This is a genomic window from Pseudonocardia halophobica, from assembly GCF_027922425.1.
In the GTDB taxonomy this organism is placed as follows: domain Bacteria; phylum Actinomycetota; class Actinomycetes; order Mycobacteriales; family Pseudonocardiaceae; genus Pseudonocardia; species Pseudonocardia halophobica.
This window is the reverse complement of sequence record NZ_BSFQ01000029.1, coordinates 17,131-36,006: the sequence shown is the minus strand read 5'-3', so window position 1 is coordinate 36,006 and position 18,876 is coordinate 17,131. Positions and strand designations below refer to the sequence as shown.

Below are 18,876 nucleotides of genomic sequence, written 5' to 3'. Positions count from 1 at the left end.
GGCGATCGTAGCATCGCGGCCGCCCGCAGGACACCGTCCGCGTGACCCGGAACTCACCCGCCCGTAACCTGCGCGTCCCGGAACGGACGGTTCGCCCGGATCACCGCGGCGGCCCCTACGATCGGCGCATGCCCGCCCGTCCCACGGGCCACGAGGTGCTCGCGGCCGTCCTGCAGGTCCGTGAGGACGCCCTCCAGGTGCTGCTCTGGCAGCGCGGCAAGGATCCCCACCGGGGCCGCTGGGCGCTGCCGGGCGGCACGCTCGGCGACACCGAGGACGTCGAGGAGTCGGTGCGCCGCCAGCTCGCCGAGAAGGTCGACGTCCGCGAGGTCACCCACGTCGAGCAGCTCGGCGTGTTCAGCGCGCCGGAGCGGGTGCCCGGCATCCGGCTCGTCGCCACGTCGTTCCTCGGGCTCGTGCCGTCCGACGTCGACCCGGCCGTGCCCGCGGACACCGCCTGGTTCCCGGTCGACGACCTGCCGGAGACGGCGTTCGACCACGCCGAGATCGTCCACGACGCCCGGGACCGCCTGCGCGCCAAGCTCTCCTACACCAACCTGGGCTTCGCCCTCGCCCCGCGGGAGTTCACGATCTCCGCGCTCCGCGAGCTCTACGTCGCCGCGCTCGGGCACCCGGTGTCGGCGACCAACCTGCAGCGGGTGCTCACCCGGCGGCACGTCCTGGCGGCCACCGGCGAGACCGCGCCGCCCGGTCCGGCCGGCGGCCGTCCCGCCGCGGTGTTCCGGTTCACCGAGCGGGCCCTGCGCGTCACCGACGCCTCGGCCGTGCTCCGCCCGCCGGGCACCCGCGACTCGGCAGGCGACGGCGCGGTGCGGCCCGTACCGTGACGTCGTGGCTGCGACGATCCCCCTCTTCCCCCTGAGCACGGTGCTCATGCCCGGGGCGTCGCTGCCGCTGCACATCTTCGAGCCGCGCTACCGCCAGCTCACCGTCGACCTCGTGACGGGGGCGGTGCCGGACAAGGAGTTCGGCGTCGTCGCCGTGCGCGAGGGGCACGATCCCGACACCCGCGGGCTCGACGCGCTGCATGCGATCGGCTGCACCGCCCGGCTGCTCGACGTGCGGCGGCTCCCCGACGGGCGCTACGACGTCGTGACCACCGGCGCGCGGCGGTTCCGCCTGCTCGACCTCGACGCGGAGGTCAAGCCGTACCTCTGCGGCGCGGTCGAGTTCGTGCCGGACGACAAGGAGATCTCCGAGTCGGACGACCTGACTCGCATGCTCGCCGGCGCCGCCCGGGCCGCGCACCGCGACTACTGCGCCACGGCGTGGAAGAACGACGACTGGTCCGAGCCCGCCCGCGAGGTCCCGACGGCGGAGCTCGCGCACGTCCTCGCCGCGGACTGCCTGTTGCCGCTCGAGGACCGGCAGGCGCTGCTGGAGCAGACCTGCCCGGTCGAGCGGCTGCGCATGGTGCGACTGCTCATCGCCCGCGAGCGCGGGCTGCTGGAGCGGCTCCGGGCGGTGCCCACGCCGATGAGCACCTTCGCGGAGCCCTTCGGCCCCAACTGATCCGGCGCCGTCACTCCCAGCCGAAGCGGCCGCGCAGCTCGTCCGCCACCCGGTCGAAGCGCCCCCGGTCGAGCACCGCGCCCTCCCGGCGGATGTCGTGCTCGCCGACCTCGAGCACCCGGTCCAGCCGGATGAAGGACTCGCGGCCCTCGCGGTCCCACTCGCCGGACCCGATCGCCACCCAGTCCGGGTCGCCCTCGCGCTTGTGCTGGCTGGACAGCATCAGCCCGAGCAGCTCGCCGCCCTGCCGCCCGACGACGAGCAGCGGCCGGTCCTTGCCCTGGCTCGCGTCCTCCTCGAACGGCACCCAGGTCCACACGATCTCGCCCGGGTCCGCGGCGCCGTCGAGCTCGGGGGCGTAGGCGATGCGCCGGGCCCGGTCGCCCGTCGGCGCGCTGCGGACCCCGCCGTGGCCCTCCGGTGCGGGGCGGGCGGGCGCGTCGTCCGCCTGCGCGAGGATCTTGAAGCCCACGTCGACGGCTTGCTTGAGCAGGTTGCCCCAGTCCATGGTCGACAGCATCTCATCGGTCGACCGATGAGTTTCCGGCGCGGCGGTCGTTCCATGCAGCGACACCACAGCAGCGACACCACAGCAGCGACACCCCACCGCACAGGGAGGAACCACCATGGACTGCAGGCTCGAGGTCGTCGTCGTCCCCGTCTCCGACGTGGAGCGCGCGTACGAGTTCTACGCCGGGAAGCTCGGCTTCCCCGTCGACTCCGACTTCCACCCGAACGAGCACTTCCGCGCCGTCCAGGTCACCCCGCCCGGATCGGCCTGCTCGATCGTGTTCGGCACCGGCCTCGGCGGCGGGGCCGCGCCCGGCTCGCTGCAGGGCTGCCACCTCGTCGTCACGGACATCGAGAAGGCGCACGCCGAACTGGAGGCCGCGGGCGTCGAGAACAGCGGGCCGCAGCACTTCGTCGACGGCGCGCAGACGGCCGGGGTGCACCCGGAGCACGAGGACTACGGCACCTTCGTCTACTTCGCCGACCCCGACGGCAACTCCTGGGCCCTCCAGGAGGTCCGGAGCCCGAAGCGCTGATGGACCCCGCGCTGAGGGGCCCCGACCCGACGGTCGACCTGGAGGCGGGCTTCGCCCGGCACCGGCGCGAGCTGCACGTGCACTGCTACCGCATGCTCGCGTCGGTGGCCGACGCCGAGGACGCCGTCCAGGAGACCTACCTGCGGGCCTGGCGCGGGCGGGAGGGATTCGACGGCACGCACCTCCGGGCCTGGCTGTACCGGATCGCGACCACGGTCTGTCTCGACGCCGCCCGCGCCCGGGCCCGCCGCCCGGCGTCGGCGGCCGAGGTGGCCTGGCTGACGCCCTACCCGGACACCCTGCTCGAGCCCGCGAGCGCCGAGGAGGAGCCCGACGCGCTCGTCGTGGCGCGGGAGACGATCGAGCTCGCGTTCCTCGTGGCCCTGCAGGTCCTGCCGCCCCGGCAGCGGGCAGCGCTGCTGGCCCGCGAGGTGCTGGGGCTGCCCGCGAAGGAGACCGCGGAGATGATCGGGACGAGCGTCGCGGCGGCGAACAGCGCGCTGCAACGGGCCCGGGAGACGCTGCGGACCCACCTGCCGTCGCACCGCGACGACTGGTCCGTCCAGGAGCCGAACCCGGCGGAGAAGGAGCTGCTCGACCGGTTCATCGCGGCACACGAGCGGAACGACGCGGCGGCCGCGCTCGCCGCCGCGGCCGAGGACATCCGGGTCACCATGCCGCCCGCGCCCTTCTGCTTCGAGGGGCACGACCGGCTCCGGACATTGCTCGACCGGGCCTTCGGGCCGGACCGCGACGGCGACTGGCGGCTGCTGCCGACCGGCGTCAACCTCATGCCGGCCGCGGCGAGCTACCTGCGCCGCCCCGGGGACACGGTGTTCCGCCCGTTCAAGCTCGACGTCCTGCGGGTGGAGGGCGACCGGATCGCCGAGATCACCACCTTCGGCTGGTCCTGGTTCCCCGCCCTGAACCTGCCCCCGACCCTGTGAGTGGCGATAGTCGCTATAGCGACTATCGCCACTCACGAGGTCCGTTCGCCGTGGCGGGAGCAGCGGGCGGTCCAGCCGAAGGGGTCGACCTGGACCACCATCCGCCGGGCGCACTCCGGGCAGAACCGCGGCGGCTCCAGGGCGCGCTCGCGGACGCAGCGGGCGTGGTCGCCCTCGCCCGCGGGCGCGCCGCAGCGGTCGCAGAAGGTGCCCACGGCGCTCACAACGTCTCGTTGAGGGCCTTGATCGGCATTTCCAGCTCGCCGAGCAGGTCGATGTCCGACTCGGCCGGCCGCCCGAGCGTCGTCAGGTAGTTGCCGACGATCACGGCGTTGATCCCGCCGAGCAGGCCCTTGCGCGCGCCGAGGTCGCCCAGGGTCAGCTCGCGACCGCCGGCGAACCGCAGCACGGTGCGCGGCAGCGCGAGCCGGAACGCCGCGACCGTGCGCAGCGCGTCGGGCCCCGACATCGGCTCGAGGTCGCCGAACGGCGTGCCCGGGCGCGGGTTGAGGAAGTTCAGCGGCACCTCGTCGGGCGTCAGCGAGGCGAGCTGCGCGGCGAACTCCGCACGCTGCTCCAGGGTCTCCCCCATCCCGACGATCCCGCCGCAGCAGACCTCCATGCCGGCCTCGCGCACCAGCCGCAGCGTCTCCCAACGCTCCTCCCACGTGTGCGTGGTGACCACGTTCGGGAAGTGCGAGCGCGCGGTCTCGAGATTGTGGTTGTAGCGGTGCACGCCCATCTCGGCCAGCGCGGTGACCTGCTCCGGCGTGAGCATGCCGAGCGAGCACGCGACGTTGATGTCCACCGCGTCCTTGATCGCCGCGACGCCCGCCGCGACCTGCGCCATCAGCCGGGCGTCGGGCCCGCGGACCGCCGCGACGATGCAGAACTCCGTGGCGCCCGTCTTCGCCGTCTGCTTGGCCGCCTCGACCAGCATCGGCACGTCCAGCCACGCCGAGCGCACCGGCGACTCGAACAGCCCCGACTGGGAGCAGAAATGGCAGTCCTCGGGGCACCCGCCGGTCTTCAGCGAGATGATCCCCTCGACCTCGACCTCCGGCCCGCACCAGCGCATCCGCACCTCGTGGGCCAGCTCCAGCAGGGCGTCGAGCTCGGAGTCGGGCAGCTGCAGGACCTCGAGGACCTGCTCCTCCGACAGCCCCTCCCCACGCTCGAGGACCTGCTCACGGGCACGGGCGAGGACGAACGACGTCGCTGTGGTCACGGGCGCGAACTATGCCAAACACCACCCAGCGCGGGGGCGAGGGTGTGACGGGCGACCCGGGCGAATTCAGCCGGACGAAGGGCCCCGCTCCGCTCCGGCAGCGCCCCGAGGAGCGGCACGCCGGTGACGGCGGGCAGGTCGGCGAGGTTGCACCGCGCGGCCAGGTCCGGCTCCGCCGGCCAGGACCCGACGACGACGCCGGCGCACGCGAGCCCGCGGTGCGCCAGGGCCTCGGTGGTCAGGGCGGTGTGGTTGAGCGTGCCGAGCCCGGCCGCGGCCACGACGAGCACCGGCGCGCCGAGCTTCGCGGCAATGTCGGCCAGGGTGCCGTCGGGCGTGAACCGCACGAGCAGCCCGCCCGCGCCCTCCACCAGGACCACGTCGTGGTCGCCGGCGAGGTCGCGGGCGGCGTCGACGGCGGCCCCGGGCGTGACGGGCGGGAGCCCGGCGCGGCGGGCCGCGGTCTCCGGGGCGAGCGGCTCGGGATAGCGCGCCAGCTCGGCGGTGGTCACGCCGGGGACCAGCGCCGCGACGGCCGCCAGGTCACCGGGCTCCCCGGGGGCGACCCCGGTCTGGGCGGGCTTGAGCACCGCCACCCGCTCCCCCGCCGCCACGGCCAGGGCGGCGAGCGCGGCCGTGACGACCGTCTTGCCCACGTCCGTGCCGGTGCCGCTGACCACGAGCACCCGCCCGGTCACGGGCGGACCTCCGCGAGCACCTCGTGCAGGACCTCGCGCACGCGCCCCAGCTCCGCGGCGGTGAGGTCGGCGCGCGCCGTGAGCCGCAGCCGGCTCGTCCCCTCCGGCACCGACGGCGGCCGGAAGCACCCCACCCGGACCCCGCGCTCCAGGCACCGCCCGGCCGCCTCGAACGCCACCACCGGCGACCCGAGCACCACCGGCAGGACCGCGGACCCCGTGCGCGGCAACTGCCCCTCTAGGGTCAGTTGCCGCGCACGACCCCCGACGAGCTGCGACGACGTGAGCGCGGCCGCGGTGATCGCGGCCAGCTCCGCGGAGACCCGCAGGACCGCGGCGGCCCGGTCCGGCTCCTCCCGCAGCACCCGCAGAGCGGCGAGCGCCCCGCCGACGGACGCGGGCGCGAGCCCGGTGTCGAAGATGAACGTGCGGGCGGTGTCGACCAGGTGCTCGACCACGGCGCGCGGGCCGAGCACGGCGCCGCCCTGCCCACCCAACGACTTGGACAGGGTCACGGTCGCCACGACGTCGTCGGCGCCGGCGAGGCCCGCCTCGACCAGCACGCCGCGTCCGTCGGGCCCGCAGACGCCGAGGGCGTGCGCCTCGTCGACCACCAGCACCGCACCGCGCGCCCGGCAGACGGCGTGCAGCTCGCGCAGCGGCGCGATCCCGCCGTCGATGCTGTCCACCCCGTCGGTGACGACGAGGGCCCGCTCCTCGGTCCGGGCGGCGAGCGCGGCGTCGACCGCGGCCACATCCGCCCGCGGCGTGACGACGACGCGGGCCCGGGAGAGCCGGCAGGCGTCGACGAGCGAGGCGTGGCTCCGCGCATCGGACACGACGAGCGCGCCGCGGCCGGACAGCGCGGTGACCACGCCCAGGTTGGCGGTGTAGCCGGAGGAGAAGACCAGCGCGGCCTCGGCGCCGCAGAACGCGGCGAGCTCCTCCTCGAGCGTGGCGTGCAGCGCCGTCGAGCCGGTCACCAGCCGGGACCCCGTCGAGCCGGCACCCCACGCGCGCAGGGCCTCGACGGCGCCGTCGACCACCCGCTTGTCGCGGGACAGGCCGAGGTAGTCGTTGCCCGCCAGGTCGATCGCGTCGGCGTGCAGGGTCCGGGGACGCAGCGAGCGCCGCAGGCCTTCCGACCTGCGGCGCTCGGCGTTGTCGTGCAGCCAGTCCAGGGGGTGCGCCACCCCGGAGACCCTAGGCGGCGTCCTCACCCGGACCGGCCGCGGTGTGACGGACCACTACGGGGCGGTCTGCCCCTCCTGCTCCTCCTGCTGGCGGGCCACCTCGGCCTTGACCTGGTCCATGTCGACCTCCTGGACCTTGCCGATCAGCTCCTCCAGCGCCGGCGCCGGCAGCGCGCCGGGCTGCGCGTAGAGCACCACCCCGTCGCGCACCGCCATCAGCGTCGGGATCGACGAGATGCCGAAGGCCTGCGCCAGCTGCGTCTGGGCCTCGGTGTCGACCTTGCCGAAGGTGATGTCCGGGTGCTTCTCCGACGCCTCGTCGAAGACCGGCGCGAACTGCCGGCACGGGCCGCACCAGGAGGCCCAGAAGTCGACGAGCACGGTGCCGTCGCCCGCCACGACCTCGTTGAAGTTGTCGGTCGTCAGTTCCACCGTTGCCATGTCCGCCTCAACTCCTCCGGGTCGGCGTCTGTTCCGGCTACCCGCGCAGCGCCGCGGGCAGTCGCGCACCCGCCTGCGATCCGACTCCCGATCCGACTCCCGATCCGACTCCCGATCCGACCGAGTCGTGCGGCCGGAAGGCGCGGGCGTCGGCGTCGTAGACGAGGACGTCGGCGGTGCGGATGTCGAAGAAGAGGCCCATCAGCTCGGCGTCGACACCGAGCTCGCGCAGCTTGTCCAGCTGCATCGCGACGTTGACCATCGCCAGGCAGTCGCGCTGCGCGAACCCGGCCTCGGCCCCCGCCCGACCGGCCGGGTGCCCCGCGAGCCACGCGTCGAGGCTGGGCCGGCCGCTGCGCAGCCAGTCGCCCAGGGCGCCGTCGGGCATGTCGGTGGGGACGCCGTCGAGCAGGCCCTTCATCGCCCCGCAGCCGGAGTGCCCGCACACCGCGACGAGCGGGACGCGCAGCACCGAGGTCGCGTACTGGACCGCGGCCAGCGCCCCCGTGCCGTGCACGAGGTTGCCGACGTTCTGCACGGTGAACAGGTCGCCCGGCCCGCTGTGGGTGATCATGTTCGGCAGCACGCGGGAGTCGGCGCAGGCCAGCAGCAGCCCCGACGGGTTCTGCCCGCCGGTCAGCCCGGAGAAGGTCGCCCGGACGTGCTCGGCCGTCTCGCGATGGTAGGCGCGGACGCCGGCCAGCATCGGCGCGCTCGGGCCGTCGGGCGCGTCCTCGGCGTGCTCCGACTGCCACTGCGACCAGGTGGCGAACCGGCCGTGCTGCGGATCGGTGCGCGTGCCCGCCGGCTCGCTCACCTCGACCCACCCGCCGGTGGCGCGGTGCCGCCGGGTCCAGGACTCGAGGTGGTCGTAGGCGGTGTGGTCGAGGTAGTCGACGACGAGGTCGACGCGCACGGGCTCGCCGCCCGGCACCTCGTTCAACACCCGCGACAGGGCCGGCACCGAGAGGAAGCTCAGCGTGCCCTCGACGACGACGCGGCGCGGGGTGCTGTCCGTCGGCTCCTCCACTCGCACCCGGGCCCGGGCCGCGCGGCGCACCATCAGCAGCCCGGCGAGGACGAGACCGATCGCCACCCCCTCGAGCAGGTTGAGGAACACCACGCCGAGCACGGTCGCGACGTAGATCAGCAGCTCGCCGTGCGTTCGGGCGGTGCGGATGTCGGCCGGCTTGACCAGCTGCAGCCCGACGACCACGAGCAGGCCGGACAGCGCGGCCAGCGGGATCAGCTCGATCACCGCGACCAGCACGACGCCGAACAGCGCGATCCAGACGCCGTGCAGGACGGTGGAGGCGCGGGTCTGCGCGCCGGCGCGGACGTTGGCCGAGCTGCGGACGATCACCCCGGTGATCGGCAGGCCGCCGAGCAGGCCGGAGACGGTGTTGCTGGCGCCCTGGCCGAGCAGCTCGCGGTCGGCGTCCGTGCGGACGGCGCGGGCACCGCCGTCGCGGTCCTGGGCCATCCGGTCGACGGCGACGGCCGAGAGCAGGCTCTCCACGCTGGCCACCAGCGCGACGGTGAGCATGCCGCCGAGCACGCCGAGCCAGAGCCCGGAGTCGGGGAGGACGGGCAGCGCGATTGACTCGACGAGGTTGCCGGGCAGGTCGACCCGCGGGACGTCGGTCAGGGCGAAGCTCAGGGCGGTCGCGGCACCGACGGCGACGAGCGCGCCGGGCACGGACCGCTGCGGCCCGGGGAGCCGGGGCCACACGATCATGATCGCGATGGCGGTGAGCCCGACGACGACGGCGCCGCCGTGCAGGTTCATCAGCTGCGCCGGGAACTCGCGCAGGTTGTCCAGCGCGCCGGTCTGCGCGCTGCCGCCGAGCACGACGTGCAGCTGCGCCAGCGCGATGGTGATCCCGATGCCGGCGAGCATGCCGTGCACGACGGCCGGCGGGATGGCCTGCGTGAAGCGGGCGAGGCGGGACAGCCCGAAGCCGAGCTGCAGGAGGCCGGCTCCGACGGTGATCAGCGTGGTGACCTGCCAGCCGAACTGGTCGACCAGCCCGGCGACGATCACGGTCAGGCCGGCGGCCGGCCCGCTGACCTGCAGCGGGGAGCCGCCGAGCAGGCCCGCGACGACGCCGCCGACCACGCCGGCGATGAGGCCGGCCATGATCGGCGCGCCCGAGGCGAGCGCGATGCCCAGGGAGAGCGGGACGGCCACCAGGAACACCACGAGCGAGGCGCCGAGGTCGGCGCGCAGCGTGCGGGGGTCGAGGCGGCCGCGGGTGCGGGGCGGGACTGCATCCGGGAAGCGGTCGGGAGCGCGCCCGGTGGGGGCGGCGCTCGAGGTCTGGTCCGGCACGTCGGGTCCTCCGGTCAGGGGTCGGTCTGGCTGGGGGCGCACGAGTGCGGCTGTGCGGCCGTGCGACGGTCTGCCCACTGAGCAAATCGGACGGCGGAGCCGTCCGGTTCCCGTCGGTCCGTGCCGGAACGTCCGATTCCACTGAATCGATCACTCCGTGTGCCCGAGGCTCCGGCACCCACGCCATCGTGATCGTCATGAATCGGTTCTTTCGAGTGAGATCACCGCGCTGCGCGGTGCGCGGCGGGCGCCCTCAGGGCGAACCACTGGCCCGATCGTGTGGATCATGGTGGGCGGCGCCACAGAAGCACCGATCGGGTGATGCGCGGTGAACTCGGCGTTACGCCGCGGCCACGACGGCCGCGACGCCCTCGGTGATCCGGGCGAGGTCCGCGTCGTCACAGACGAACGGCGGCATCGTGTAGACGAGGTCCCGGAAGGGCCGCAGCCACACTCCCGCCTCGAGCGCGGCGGCGGTCGCGGCGGCCATGTCCACCTCGTGGTCCAGCTGGACGACGCCGATCGCCCCGAGAACCCGCACGTCGGTCACGCCGGGTGCCCGGCGCAGCGGGGCGAGCCCGTCGTCGAGCGCCTGCGCGATCCGGCCGACCCGCCCGCGCCAGTCCTGGTCGAGCAGCAGCCGGGTCGACGCCAGCGCCACCGCCGAGGCGAGCGGGTTGCCCATGAACGTGGGCCCGTGCATGAGGACCCCGGCCTCGCCGTCGGTGATCCCGCGGGCCACCTCGCTGCTGCACAGCGCCGCGGCCATCGTCACGTAACCACCGGTCAGGGCCTTGCCGACGCACAGGACGTCCGGGGAGATCCCGGCGTGGTCGGCGGCGAACAGCTCCCCGGTGCGGCCGAAGCCGGTCGCGATCTCGTCGAACACCAGCAGCACGTCGTGGGTCAGGCAGAGCTCGCGCAGCACGTGCAGGTAGCGCGGGTCGTGGAAGCGCATCCCGCCCGCGCCCTGCACGACCGGCTCCACGACGACCGCCGCGAGCTCGTCGGCGTGCCGCTCGATCGCCTCGGCCAGCTCGGCGACGTAGTCGTGGGAGAACTCGCGCGGCGGGGCGCCGACGAACACCTGCTGCGGCAGCACGTCCCGCCACAGGGAGTGCATGCCCCCGTCGGGGTCGCAGACGCTCATCGCGCCGAAGGTGTCGCCGTGGTAGCCGCCGCGCCAGGTCAGCAGCCGGTGCTTGCCCGGGCGCCCGCGTGAGCGCTGGTACTGCAGCGCCATCTTGATCGCGACCTCGACCGACACCGAGCCCGAGTCGGCCAGGAAGACGTGCTGCAACGGGCCCGGGGTGATCTCCACCAGGAGCCGGGCCAGGTCGACGGCCGGGCCGTGGGTGAGCCCGCCGAACATCACGTGGCTCATCCGGCCCAGCTGGTCGGTGATCGCCGCGTCGAGCACCGGGTGCCGGTAGCCGTGGATCGCCGCCCACCAGGACGACATGCCGTCGACAAGCTCCCGGCCGTCGGCCGTGGTCAGCCGCACCCCCTGCGCCCCGACGATCGGCACCGGGTCCACGGCCGCCGGCATCGGCGCGTAGGGGTGCCAGACGTGGGCGCGGTCGGCGGCGAGCAGGCCGGCGGTGTCGGGTCGGGCGTCGGCGGTCGTCACACGGGGACCCTACGTCCCGGCCCGTCGAGCGCGGGGCGGGCGAGGAGGGGCACTATCCTGACCCGACCATGTCCGCCGAAGCCAGCACGGACGTCGGTCCGGGGGGCGCCGACGCCGGGGATCTCGAGGGCCCCCATCCGGTCCTGTCCCGCCGCCGCGGACTCGGCCAGACCAGCGCGCGCTCGCTGCTGCTGACCCTGCTCGGCGAGTTCGTGCTGCCGCGCGACGAGCCTGTCTGGACCCAGGTGCTGATCGACGTCCTGGGCGGGCTCGGGGTGGAGAGCAAGTCCGCGCGGCAGGCCCTCGCCCGCACGGCCGCGGAAGGCCTGGTCAGCTCGGACCGGGCCGGCCGCCGGGTGCGCTGGACGCTCACCGACGCCGGCCGCGACCTGCTCTCCGCGGGCGCCGAGCGGATCTACACCTTCGGCAACCCCGCCCCGGCGTGGGACGGGCGCTGGCTGGTCCTGCTCGTCAGCGTGCCCGAGTCCCGCCGGCAGCTGCGGCACCGGCTGCGCACCCGGCTGGCCTGGGCGGGCCTAGGCTCCCCCGCCCCGGGCGTGTGGGTCTCGCCCGACCCCGGCAAGGAGGCGGAGGTCGCGGACGTGGTCGCCGACCTCGACCTCGAGGCCGTGACCAGCTCGTTCGTCGGCCCCTTCGGCCGGATCGGCGAGCAGGCGGACGTCGTGGCGCAGGCCTGGGACCTCGCCGGCGTCGAGCGGGAGTACGAGGACTTCCTGGCCGAGTTCGCCGACGCCGACCCCGCCCTCCCGGCCGACGTGCTCACCCACCAGGTCCTGCTCGTGCACGCCTGGCGCCGCTTCCCCTTCCTCGACCCCAAGCTCCCCGCCGAGCTGCTGCCCGAGGAGTGGGCGGGCACGCGCGCCGCCGCGCTCTTCGACACCCTGCACAGGCGCTGGCAGCGGCAGGCCCAGGCGCACTGGCGCTCGCTCGTGAGCCGCGCCGCCTGAACACACACGAACGGCGGTCTCGCTCACTAGAGGCGAGCGAGAGCGCCGTTCGTGCTGGTCGGGCTCGGCTCAGCCGAGGCAGCCGGGGCCCAGGAGGGCCTTGAGGTCGCCCATCAGCGCGGGGGTGTTGGTGACCTTGAGGGTGTCGGCGAGCTTCCAGTGCGTGATCTTGGTGCCGTAGACCAGCGCCAGGTGCACCTCCGAGGTGCCCGGGTGGTGGGTGAGCACCTCCTTGAGCTGCGCGACCCGCTCCGGGGTGCACAGCTCGGTGCGCAGGCTGACCTTCACCGGCAGCCCCGCCTCGCCGGCGGCCTGCAGCTCGGGGACGGCGAGGTCGTTGGCGATCAGGGAAACCCGGTCGTCCCGCTTGTTCACCCGGGCCTTGACCAGCACGATCGCGTCCTCCGCCACGTCGACGCCCACCACCTGGTAGGCCCGCGGGAAGAACAGCACCTCGATGCCACCGGCGAGGTCCTCGATCTGGGCCGACGCCCAGGGCTCGCCGTTCTTGTTCACCCGGCGGTTGACGTTGGTGAGGATGCCGCCGACGGTGACCTGCGCGCCCTCGCCGATCGTGCCCTCGAGGATGGACTGGATCGGGGTGTCGGCCTTGGCGGAGAGGGCCTGCTCGACGCCGTCGAGCGGGTGGCCGGAGACGTAGAGGCCCAGCATCTCCCGCTCGACGGCGAGCTTGTGCTTGGTGTCCCACTCGTCCTCGGGCACCTTGACGTCGAAGATGCCGCCGATGTCCGAGTCCTCGTCGCCCGAGCCGTCGAGCGAGCCGAAGAGATCGAACTGGCCCATCGACGCGGCCTTCTTGCTGCTCATGATCGCGTCGATCGCGTCCGCGTGGACGAGCAGCAGGCCCTTGCGCGAGTGGCCGAGCGAGTCGAACGCGCCGGCCTTGATCAGCGACTCGATGACCTTCTTGTTGCAGACCACCGCGTCGACCTTGCGCAGGAAGTCGGAGAAGTCGGTGAAGTCGCCCTTCTCCTTGCGCGCGGCGACGATCGCGTCGACGACGTTGTAGCCGACGTTGCGGATCGCGCCGAGGCCGAACCGGATGTCGTCCCCGACCGGGGCGAAGTTGCGGACCGACTCGTTGACGTCCGGCGCGAGGACCTTGATCCCCATCCGGCGGCACTCGGCCAGGTAGACCGCGGCCTTGTCCTTGTCGTCCCGGACCGAGGTGAGCACCGCGGCCATGTACTCGGCCGGGTAGTTCGCCTTGAGGTAGGCGGTCCAGTAGGAGACCACGCCGTACGCGGCGGAGTGCGCGCGGTTGAAGGCGTAGTCGGAGAAGGGCAGCAGGATGTCCCAGAGGGTCTTGACCGCGTTCTCGGAGTAGCCGTGGTCCTTCATCCCCTGGGCGAAGCCGGCGTACTCCTTGTCCAGGATCTCCTTCTTCTTCTTGCCCATCGCGCGGCGGAGCAGGTCCGCCTTGCCGAGCGAGTAGCCCGCGAGCTTCTGGGCGATCGCCATGACCTGTTCCTGGTAGACGATCAGGCCGTAGGTCTCGCCGAGGATGTCCTTGAGGGGCTCCGCCAGCTCCGGGTGGATGGGCGTGACGTCCTGCCGCCCGTTCTTGCGGTCGGCGTAGTCGTTGTGCGCGTTCGCGCCCATCGGACCCGGCCGGTAGAGCGCGCCGACGGCGGAGATGTCGTCGAACTCCGTGGGCGCCATCCGGCGCAGCAGGTCCCGCATCGGCCCACCGTCCAGCTGGAACACGCCGAGCGTGTCACCCCGGGCGAGCAGGTCGTAGGTCTTCGGGTCGTCCAGCTCGACGGTCTCGATCTCGAGCTTCGGCTTGCCGTTGAGCTCGATGTTCTCCAGCGCGTCGTCGATGATCGTGAGGTTGCGCAGGCCGAGGAAGTCCATCTTCAGCAGCCCGAGCGTCTCGCAGACGCCCATGTCGAACTGCGTGATGATCGCGCCGTCGGCCTCGCGGCGCTGGATCGGGATGACGTCGATCAGCGGCTTGCTCGACATGATCACGCCGGCGGCGTGCACGCCCCACTGCCGCTTCAGGCCCTCGAGGCCGCGCGCGGTGTCGACGATCTCGCGGACCTGCGCGTCCGCCTCGTAGAGCGCACGGACCTCCGTGGCCTCCGAGTACCGCTTGTGGCTCGGGTCGAAGATCCCGGACAGCGGGATGTCCTTGCCCATGACGGCGGGCGGCATGGCCTTGGAGATCCGGTCCGCCACGGAGTAGCCGGGCTGGCCGAACAGCACGCGCGCGGAGTCCTTGATCGCGGCCTTCGCCTTGATCGTGGAGTACGTGATGATCTGGGCGATCCGGTCCTCGCCGTACTTCTCCGTGGTGTAGCGGATCATCTCGCCGCGCCGGCGCTCGTCGAAGTCCATGTCGATGTCCGGCATGGAGATGCGCTCGGGGTTGAGGAACCGCTCGAAGATCAGCTTGTGCCGGATCGGGTCGAGGTCGGTGATCTCCAGCGCGTAGGCGATCAGCGAGCCCGCCGCGGAGCCACGGCCGGGGCCGCAGCGGATGCCGACGGACTTCGCGTACTGAATGAGGTCCGCGGTCACCAGGAAGTAGCCGGGGAAGCCCATCTGGATGATCACGCCGAGCTCGTACTCCGCCTGCCGGCGGTACTGCTCGGTGACGCCGTTCGGGAACCGCTTGTGCAGGCCCCGCTCGACCTCCTTGATCAGCCACGACTCCTCGGTCTCGCCCTCCGGGACGGGGGCGCGCGGCATGAGGTCCTGGCTGGCGAACGACACGTCGACCCGCTCGGCGATGGCGAGCGTGTTGTCGCAGGCCTCGGGGTGGATCGGGTCCCACTGGGCCCGCATCTCGGCGGCGGACTTGAGGTAGAAGTCCTGCGCGTCGAACTTGAAGCGGTTCGGGTCGGCGAGGGTCTTGCCCGTCTGCACGCAGAGCAGCACCTCGTGCGGCTTCGTGTCGTCCGGGTAGGTGTAGTGCAGGTCGTTGGTGGCGACGCCGGGGAGGTCGAGCTTCTTCTTCAGCGCGAAGAGGTCCTCCTGGACCCGCTTCTCGATCTCGATCCCGTGGTCCATCAACTCGCAGAAGAAGTTGTCCTTGCCGAAGATGTCCCGGTAGTCCGACGCGGCCTGGCACGCGTCGTCGAAGCGGTCCTGCTGCAGCAGGCGGGCCACCTCGCCGGACGGACAGCCGGTGGTGGCGATGATCCCCTTGCCGTAGGTCTCCAGCAGCTCCCGGTCCATGCGGGGCTTGTAGTAGTAGCCCTCGAGGCTGGCCAGGCTGGAGAGCCGGAAGAGGTTGTGCATCCCCTCGGTGTTCTCGGCCAGCAGCGTCATGTGGGTGTACATCTCACCCGGGTTGTCGTCGCTGACCGTCTGGCCGCCGAGGGTGGCGCGCTTGCGCTCGTGCCGCGAGCCCGGGGAGAGGTAGCCCTCCATGCCGATGATCGGCTTGACCCCGGCCGCGTTGGCCTTCTTCCAGAACTCGTACGCCCCGTAGACGTTCCCGTGGTCCGTCATCGCCAGCGCGGGCATCTCCATCCGCGCGGCTTCCTTGAACAGGTCGTCGAGTCGGGCCGCACCGTCGAGCATGGAGAACTCGGTGTGCGTGTGGAGGTGGACGAAGGAGTCCCTGCTGTTCCCGCTCGCCGGGGCCATGGGTCGTCGAGACTCCCTTCACGCGCTCGCGCGCGGGTGGTGCGGCGGACCCGCGGGCCCCGACGGCGGCCGCCCGGCCGCCCTCGGGGTACGGCGTCCGGGTGCACGGCCGGCGACCGGGCGGTGGCCCGTGCGGTGCCGGCGGATGTCGGGTCCCCGGGTCCGGGGGTGCGGCCAGACTAGCCCCGGCCACCGACAGTTCCGTGACCGCCGCCGGGCCCGTCGCGAACCCGCAGCTCACCGCGTCGAGGCGTGTCGAGGTCCCGGCGCGTCGCCTCCCGCCGGGCGTGTCGCGGCCCGGCTCAGGCCGCGAGGGCAGGTGCGGCGGGCCGGGCCGCGACCCGGTCGTAGACCCCCTCGAAGGCGTCGAGCGTGGCGTCGAGGGCGTGCCCGGCCACCAGCTCGCGGGCCGCCGCACCCATCCGCCGCCGCGCCGCCGGGTCGCGCAGCAGCGCGGCCAGGACCGAGGTGAGGACGTCGACGTCGCCCGGCGGGAAGAGCCAGCCGGTCCGCCCGGGCCGGACCAGGTGCGGCAGCGCCATCGCGTCGGCCGCGACCACCGGCTTGCCCGCCGCCATCGCCTCCAGCGTGACCAGGCTCTGCAGCTCGGCCACACCGGGCATGCAGAACACGGCGCAGCGCCGGTAGGCCGCGAGCAGGGTCTCCTCGTCGACGAACCCGTGGAACACCACCCGGTCCCCGAGGCCCAGCTCCGCCGCCAGCCGCTGCCACGCGGCCCGCTCGGACCCGTCGCCGACGATCTCGAGCCGGACAGGCGGGGCCAGCCGGGCGGTGGCCCGGAGCAGCTCGTCGACGCGTTTCTCCTGGTCGAGGCGCCCGACGAAGAGGATCGTCGGGGTCGGGTCCTCGCGGCCGCCGGCGTAGCGGGCCGCGTCGACGCCGCAGGAGATCGCGGTGGCCGGGAGCCCGGTCGAGCGCGTCAGCAGCTCGACGGCGCGGGGCGTGGGCGCGGTCAGGGCGTCGGCGCGCCCGAACACCCGGCGGACGTCCCGCCACGCCAGCCGGGCCGCGGCCCGGTGCAGCACGGCGGGGACCCGGGCGTGCGCGACCAGGTTCTCCGGCATGAAGTGGTTGGTCGCGACGAGCGGGCGCCCGGTCCCCGACGCGGCCGCCGCCAGCCCGCGTCCGACCGAGAAGTGCGCCTGCACGTGCACGACGTCCGGTTCCACCTCCGCGAGCACGGTCGCCGCCGCCGGGCCCGCCACCCACGGCAGGCACACGCGGAAGTTCTCGTGCAGCGGGTAGCGGTGCGAGCGCACGCGGTGGACGGTCACCTCCCCGTCGGTGCCGCCGAAGCGGTGCACCGCGGGCGGGCCGTCCGGCGACGGCGCGGCCACGTGGACCTCGTGACCGCGGCCGGCCAGGCCGGTGGCCAGGCGTTCGGCGAACCGGGCCGCGCCGTTGACGTCGGGCGCGAAGGTGTCGGCGCCGAGCAGGATCCTCACGTCGGTACCTCTCTCGGGGTGGAGGGCTGGTGGCTTCGGTTCTGGTGCCGGCTGGACGGGTGCCGGGCGGCGTCGGGGTGGTGCCGGGCGAGCAGGGCCACGCCGGCGGCCGCGACCGCGCCGGCGCCCAGGAGGAAGGCCACGCCGGCGGGGCCGAGCCCGCCTGCCTCGCCGAGCAGGCCGGCCCCGAGCCCGGTGGCCATGAGCGGGTCGACGACGGTCAGCGCGGCCACGACGACCGCCGGCGGGCCGGAGGCGAAGCCCTGCTGCACGAGCCAGCCGCCCGCGGCGAGCGCGACGGCCAGGGCGGCGGCCGCACCGAGGAGCGTCCCGACGTCCGCGGTCGCGATCTGCACCGAGACCGCCCGCAGCAGGGCGGAGACCAGGCCGAACGCCACGGCGCCCGCCGCGGCGCAGGAGACGCACCGGACCCGGCCGGTCGTCCGGGCCGCGAGGACCGCGAGCCCGAGGCCGGCGGCCGCCGCGGCGGTGCAGGAGACCAGGAGGAACCGCCCGAGGTCGGCGGGGGCGTCCGGGGTCGCCGCGGCCGCCGTCCGGACGACGAGCGCGACCCCGGCCACGCACAGGGCCGCACCGGCGACGACCCGGCCGGGAGGCCTGCGGTTCCGCAGGCTGAGACCCACCGCGAGCGGGACGGCGAGGACCCCGATCGGCTGCACGACGCTCACCGGCGCGAGGACCAGCGCGACGGCGTGCAGGCCCGCGCCGGCGACGGCCAGCCCGGCTCCGGCGAGCCAGCGCGGACGGGCGAGGAGCTCCCGGAGGTCGACCCGGCTCGTGATCGCCCCGTGCTGCAGGACGGCGGCCCCGGCGAAGCAGACCGCGCCCACGACGGCGAGGAGCAGCGCGAGCGCGGTCATCGGGCGGTCCCCGGGCGCAGGGCGCGGGCGGTCGTGATCAGCAGCGCGGTCACCGCCCCGTACAGAACCCGCTCCACCCCACCCAGCAGGGGAAATGCGGGTGAACCCGCGACGACGATCGGCAGATGGGCGAGGAGGAACGCCCCCGACAGGGCGGCGGTCAGGAGCGCCGGCGCGACGACCCGGCGGCGCGCGGCGGCCCGGACCGCGGGTCCGCCGGCGAGGAGCAGCACCGCGACCGGCAGGACGGCGAAGATCCACGCCCCGGCGTAGCGGTGCACGGCCGCGGCGAGGTCCGGCGGGGTGCCCGGCAGGTTCGTCGGGACGACCCCGGCGACCACCATCGCCCCCGCCCAGCTGCCGAGGAGGCCGACCGCGGCCCGCGATCCCCCGGCCCTGCGGGCCGCGACCGCCAGCACCGTCGCGCCGAGGGCCAGCGCCGCCGCCGCGATCGCGAGCACCAGGTGCCCGCCCGGCAGCAGGACGTAGTCGCTGACCGTGTGCACCAGCGGGTCCACGGGCGGGTCGTGCAGGGCTCCCGCGACGTGCAGCACGAGAACCGCCCATGCCGCCACCGCCACCCCCGCCGCCACCAGCACGGCAGGGAGGGTGAGGGTGCGGCCGGTGTGTGGAGGCGGAGTGCCCGTCGTCCGTGCTGCGGTCGAGGGCCGCGCCGTCGAGGTCGACGGCAGCGCTGCGCTCGCACGTGGCGGAATCGGAGACGGCAGGGCCGGTGCAGGTGGCAGCGCCGCGACCGAGGTCGGGGCGATCGGCGGCGGTGCGATAGGTGGCGGTGCGATAGGTGGCGGTGCGATAGGTGGCGGTGCGATAGGTGGCGGTGCCGTCGGTGGCGCACCCGCCGGTGTTCCGACGACCGTCCCGCAGGTCGCCG

The 18,876-nt window shown here is 74.1% G+C and carries 17 protein-coding genes; 5 read left to right on the top strand and 12 right to left on the bottom strand.

Annotation, left to right across the window (positions count from 1 at the left end):
• The first annotated feature begins 128 nt into the window (after positions 1 to 128).
• On the top strand, positions 129 to 848 hold the full coding sequence (locus tag PKE99_RS26545; protein WP_037041348.1) for an NUDIX hydrolase: 720 nt from the start codon (positions 129 to 131) through the stop codon (positions 846 to 848).
• Between the two features lie 4 nt (positions 849 to 852).
• Complete coding sequence (locus PKE99_RS26540) at positions 853 to 1,533, top strand: LON peptidase substrate-binding domain-containing protein (RefSeq protein WP_037041346.1); 681 nt, start codon at positions 853 to 855, stop codon at positions 1,531 to 1,533.
• A 10-nt stretch (positions 1,534 to 1,543) separates the two neighbouring features.
• Here PKE99_RS26540 and PKE99_RS26535 read toward each other — a convergent pair whose 3' ends face one another.
• Positions 1,544 to 2,041, bottom strand: a complete 498-nt coding sequence (locus tag PKE99_RS26535; RefSeq protein WP_231498052.1) for a type II toxin-antitoxin system PemK/MazF family toxin — start codon at positions 2,039 to 2,041, stop codon at positions 1,544 to 1,546.
• Between the two features lie 118 nt (positions 2,042 to 2,159).
• Between PKE99_RS26535 and PKE99_RS26530 the strand changes: the two genes are divergently transcribed.
• Positions 2,160 to 2,579: a VOC family protein gene (locus PKE99_RS26530; RefSeq protein ID WP_037041343.1), complete on the top strand. Its 420-nt coding sequence runs from the start codon at positions 2,160 to 2,162 to the stop codon at positions 2,577 to 2,579.
• Positions 2,579 to 3,526 carry an RNA polymerase subunit sigma-70 gene (locus tag PKE99_RS26525; RefSeq protein ID WP_051736859.1) on the top strand — a complete coding sequence of 316 codons (948 nt, stop codon included), beginning with the start codon at positions 2,579 to 2,581 and terminating at the stop codon, positions 3,524 to 3,526. The genes PKE99_RS26530 and PKE99_RS26525 overlap by 1 nt, the downstream gene beginning before the upstream one ends.
• A gap of 32 nt (positions 3,527 to 3,558) precedes the next feature.
• On the opposite strand, the gene bsaP is transcribed toward PKE99_RS26525, so the two are convergent.
• From bsaP to PKE99_RS26490, 7 genes are all read right to left on the bottom strand, one after another.
• Positions 3,559 to 3,750: a biotin synthase auxiliary protein BsaP gene (gene bsaP / locus PKE99_RS26520; RefSeq protein ID WP_197040477.1), complete on the bottom strand. Its 192-nt coding sequence runs from the start codon at positions 3,748 to 3,750 to the stop codon at positions 3,559 to 3,561.
• A complete protein-coding gene (gene bioB / locus PKE99_RS26515; RefSeq protein WP_037041340.1) occupies positions 3,747 to 4,754 on the bottom strand; it encodes a biotin synthase BioB in 1,008 nt (335 codons plus the stop codon). The genes bsaP and bioB overlap by 4 nt, the downstream gene beginning before the upstream one ends.
• Complete coding sequence (gene bioD, locus PKE99_RS26510) at positions 4,751 to 5,452, bottom strand: dethiobiotin synthase (RefSeq protein ID WP_051736858.1); 702 nt, start codon at positions 5,450 to 5,452, stop codon at positions 4,751 to 4,753. The genes bioB and bioD overlap by 4 nt, the downstream gene beginning before the upstream one ends.
• Positions 5,449 to 6,645, bottom strand: a complete 1,197-nt coding sequence (locus tag PKE99_RS26505) for an 8-amino-7-oxononanoate synthase (protein ID WP_037041338.1) — start codon at positions 6,643 to 6,645, stop codon at positions 5,449 to 5,451. The genes bioD and PKE99_RS26505 overlap by 4 nt, the downstream gene beginning before the upstream one ends.
• 54 nt (positions 6,646 to 6,699) lie before the next feature.
• Complete coding sequence (gene trxA, locus PKE99_RS26500) at positions 6,700 to 7,086, bottom strand: thioredoxin (protein WP_037041336.1); 387 nt, start codon at positions 7,084 to 7,086, stop codon at positions 6,700 to 6,702.
• A gap of 37 nt (positions 7,087 to 7,123) precedes the next feature.
• Positions 7,124 to 9,418 carry a SulP family inorganic anion transporter gene (locus tag PKE99_RS26495; RefSeq protein ID WP_063739655.1) on the bottom strand — a complete coding sequence of 765 codons (2,295 nt, stop codon included), beginning with the start codon at positions 9,416 to 9,418 and terminating at the stop codon, positions 7,124 to 7,126.
• Between the two features lie 340 nt (positions 9,419 to 9,758).
• Positions 9,759 to 11,048, bottom strand: a complete 1,290-nt coding sequence (locus tag PKE99_RS26490; RefSeq protein ID WP_037041333.1) for an adenosylmethionine--8-amino-7-oxononanoate transaminase — start codon at positions 11,046 to 11,048, stop codon at positions 9,759 to 9,761.
• A gap of 68 nt (positions 11,049 to 11,116) precedes the next feature.
• Here PKE99_RS26490 and PKE99_RS26485 point away from each other — a divergent pair, with 68 nt between their 5' ends.
• Complete coding sequence (locus tag PKE99_RS26485) at positions 11,117 to 12,016, top strand: PaaX family transcriptional regulator (RefSeq protein WP_081923804.1); 900 nt, start codon at positions 11,117 to 11,119, stop codon at positions 12,014 to 12,016.
• 69 nt (positions 12,017 to 12,085) lie between these two features.
• Here the strand turns inward: PKE99_RS26485 and dnaE are convergent, their stop codons facing one another.
• From dnaE to PKE99_RS26465, 4 genes are all read right to left on the bottom strand, one after another.
• Positions 12,086 to 15,637 (bottom strand): DNA polymerase III subunit alpha, encoded by a 3,552-nt coding sequence (gene dnaE / locus PKE99_RS26480; protein WP_037041332.1) that lies wholly within the window; start codon positions 15,635 to 15,637, stop codon positions 12,086 to 12,088.
• A 302-nt stretch (positions 15,638 to 15,939) separates the two neighbouring features.
• Positions 15,940 to 17,103 (bottom strand): glycosyltransferase, encoded by a 1,164-nt coding sequence (locus PKE99_RS26475; RefSeq protein ID WP_037041329.1) that lies wholly within the window; start codon positions 17,101 to 17,103, stop codon positions 15,940 to 15,942.
• Positions 17,100 to 17,984, bottom strand: a complete 885-nt coding sequence (locus PKE99_RS26470; RefSeq protein WP_063739654.1) for a hypothetical protein — start codon at positions 17,982 to 17,984, stop codon at positions 17,100 to 17,102. Before PKE99_RS26470 ends, PKE99_RS26475 begins: the two co-directional genes overlap by 4 nt.
• Positions 17,981 to 18,583, bottom strand: coding sequence for a DUF998 domain-containing protein (locus PKE99_RS26465; protein WP_197040476.1), 603 nt, complete (start codon positions 18,581 to 18,583; stop codon positions 17,981 to 17,983). The genes PKE99_RS26470 and PKE99_RS26465 overlap by 4 nt, the downstream gene beginning before the upstream one ends.
• Positions 18,584 to 18,876 lie beyond the last annotated feature (293 nt).

Excerpts from the sequence above, each read along its gene's own strand:
- PKE99_RS26545 (WP_037041348.1), top strand. The coding sequence starts at position 129 with ATGCCCGCCCGTCCCACGGGCCACGAGGTGCTCGCGGCCGTCCTGCAG.
- PKE99_RS26535 (WP_231498052.1), bottom strand. The coding sequence starts at position 2,041 with ATGGACTGGGGCAACCTGCTCAAGCAAGCCGTCGACGTGGGCTTCAAG.
- PKE99_RS26530 (WP_037041343.1), top strand. The coding sequence starts at position 2,160 with ATGGACTGCAGGCTCGAGGTCGTCGTCGTCCCCGTCTCCGACGTGGAG.
- PKE99_RS26525 (WP_051736859.1), top strand. The coding sequence starts at position 2,579 with ATGGACCCCGCGCTGAGGGGCCCCGACCCGACGGTCGACCTGGAGGCG.
- trxA (WP_037041336.1), bottom strand. The coding sequence starts at position 7,086 with ATGGCAACGGTGGAACTGACGACCGACAACTTCAACGAGGTCGTGGCG.
- PKE99_RS26485 (WP_081923804.1), top strand. The coding sequence starts at position 11,117 with ATGTCCGCCGAAGCCAGCACGGACGTCGGTCCGGGGGGCGCCGACGCC.
- dnaE (WP_037041332.1), bottom strand. The coding sequence starts at position 15,637 with ATGGCCCCGGCGAGCGGGAACAGCAGGGACTCCTTCGTCCACCTCCAC.
- PKE99_RS26470 (WP_063739654.1), bottom strand. The coding sequence starts at position 17,984 with ATGACCGCGCTCGCGCTGCTCCTCGCCGTCGTGGGCGCGGTCTGCTTC.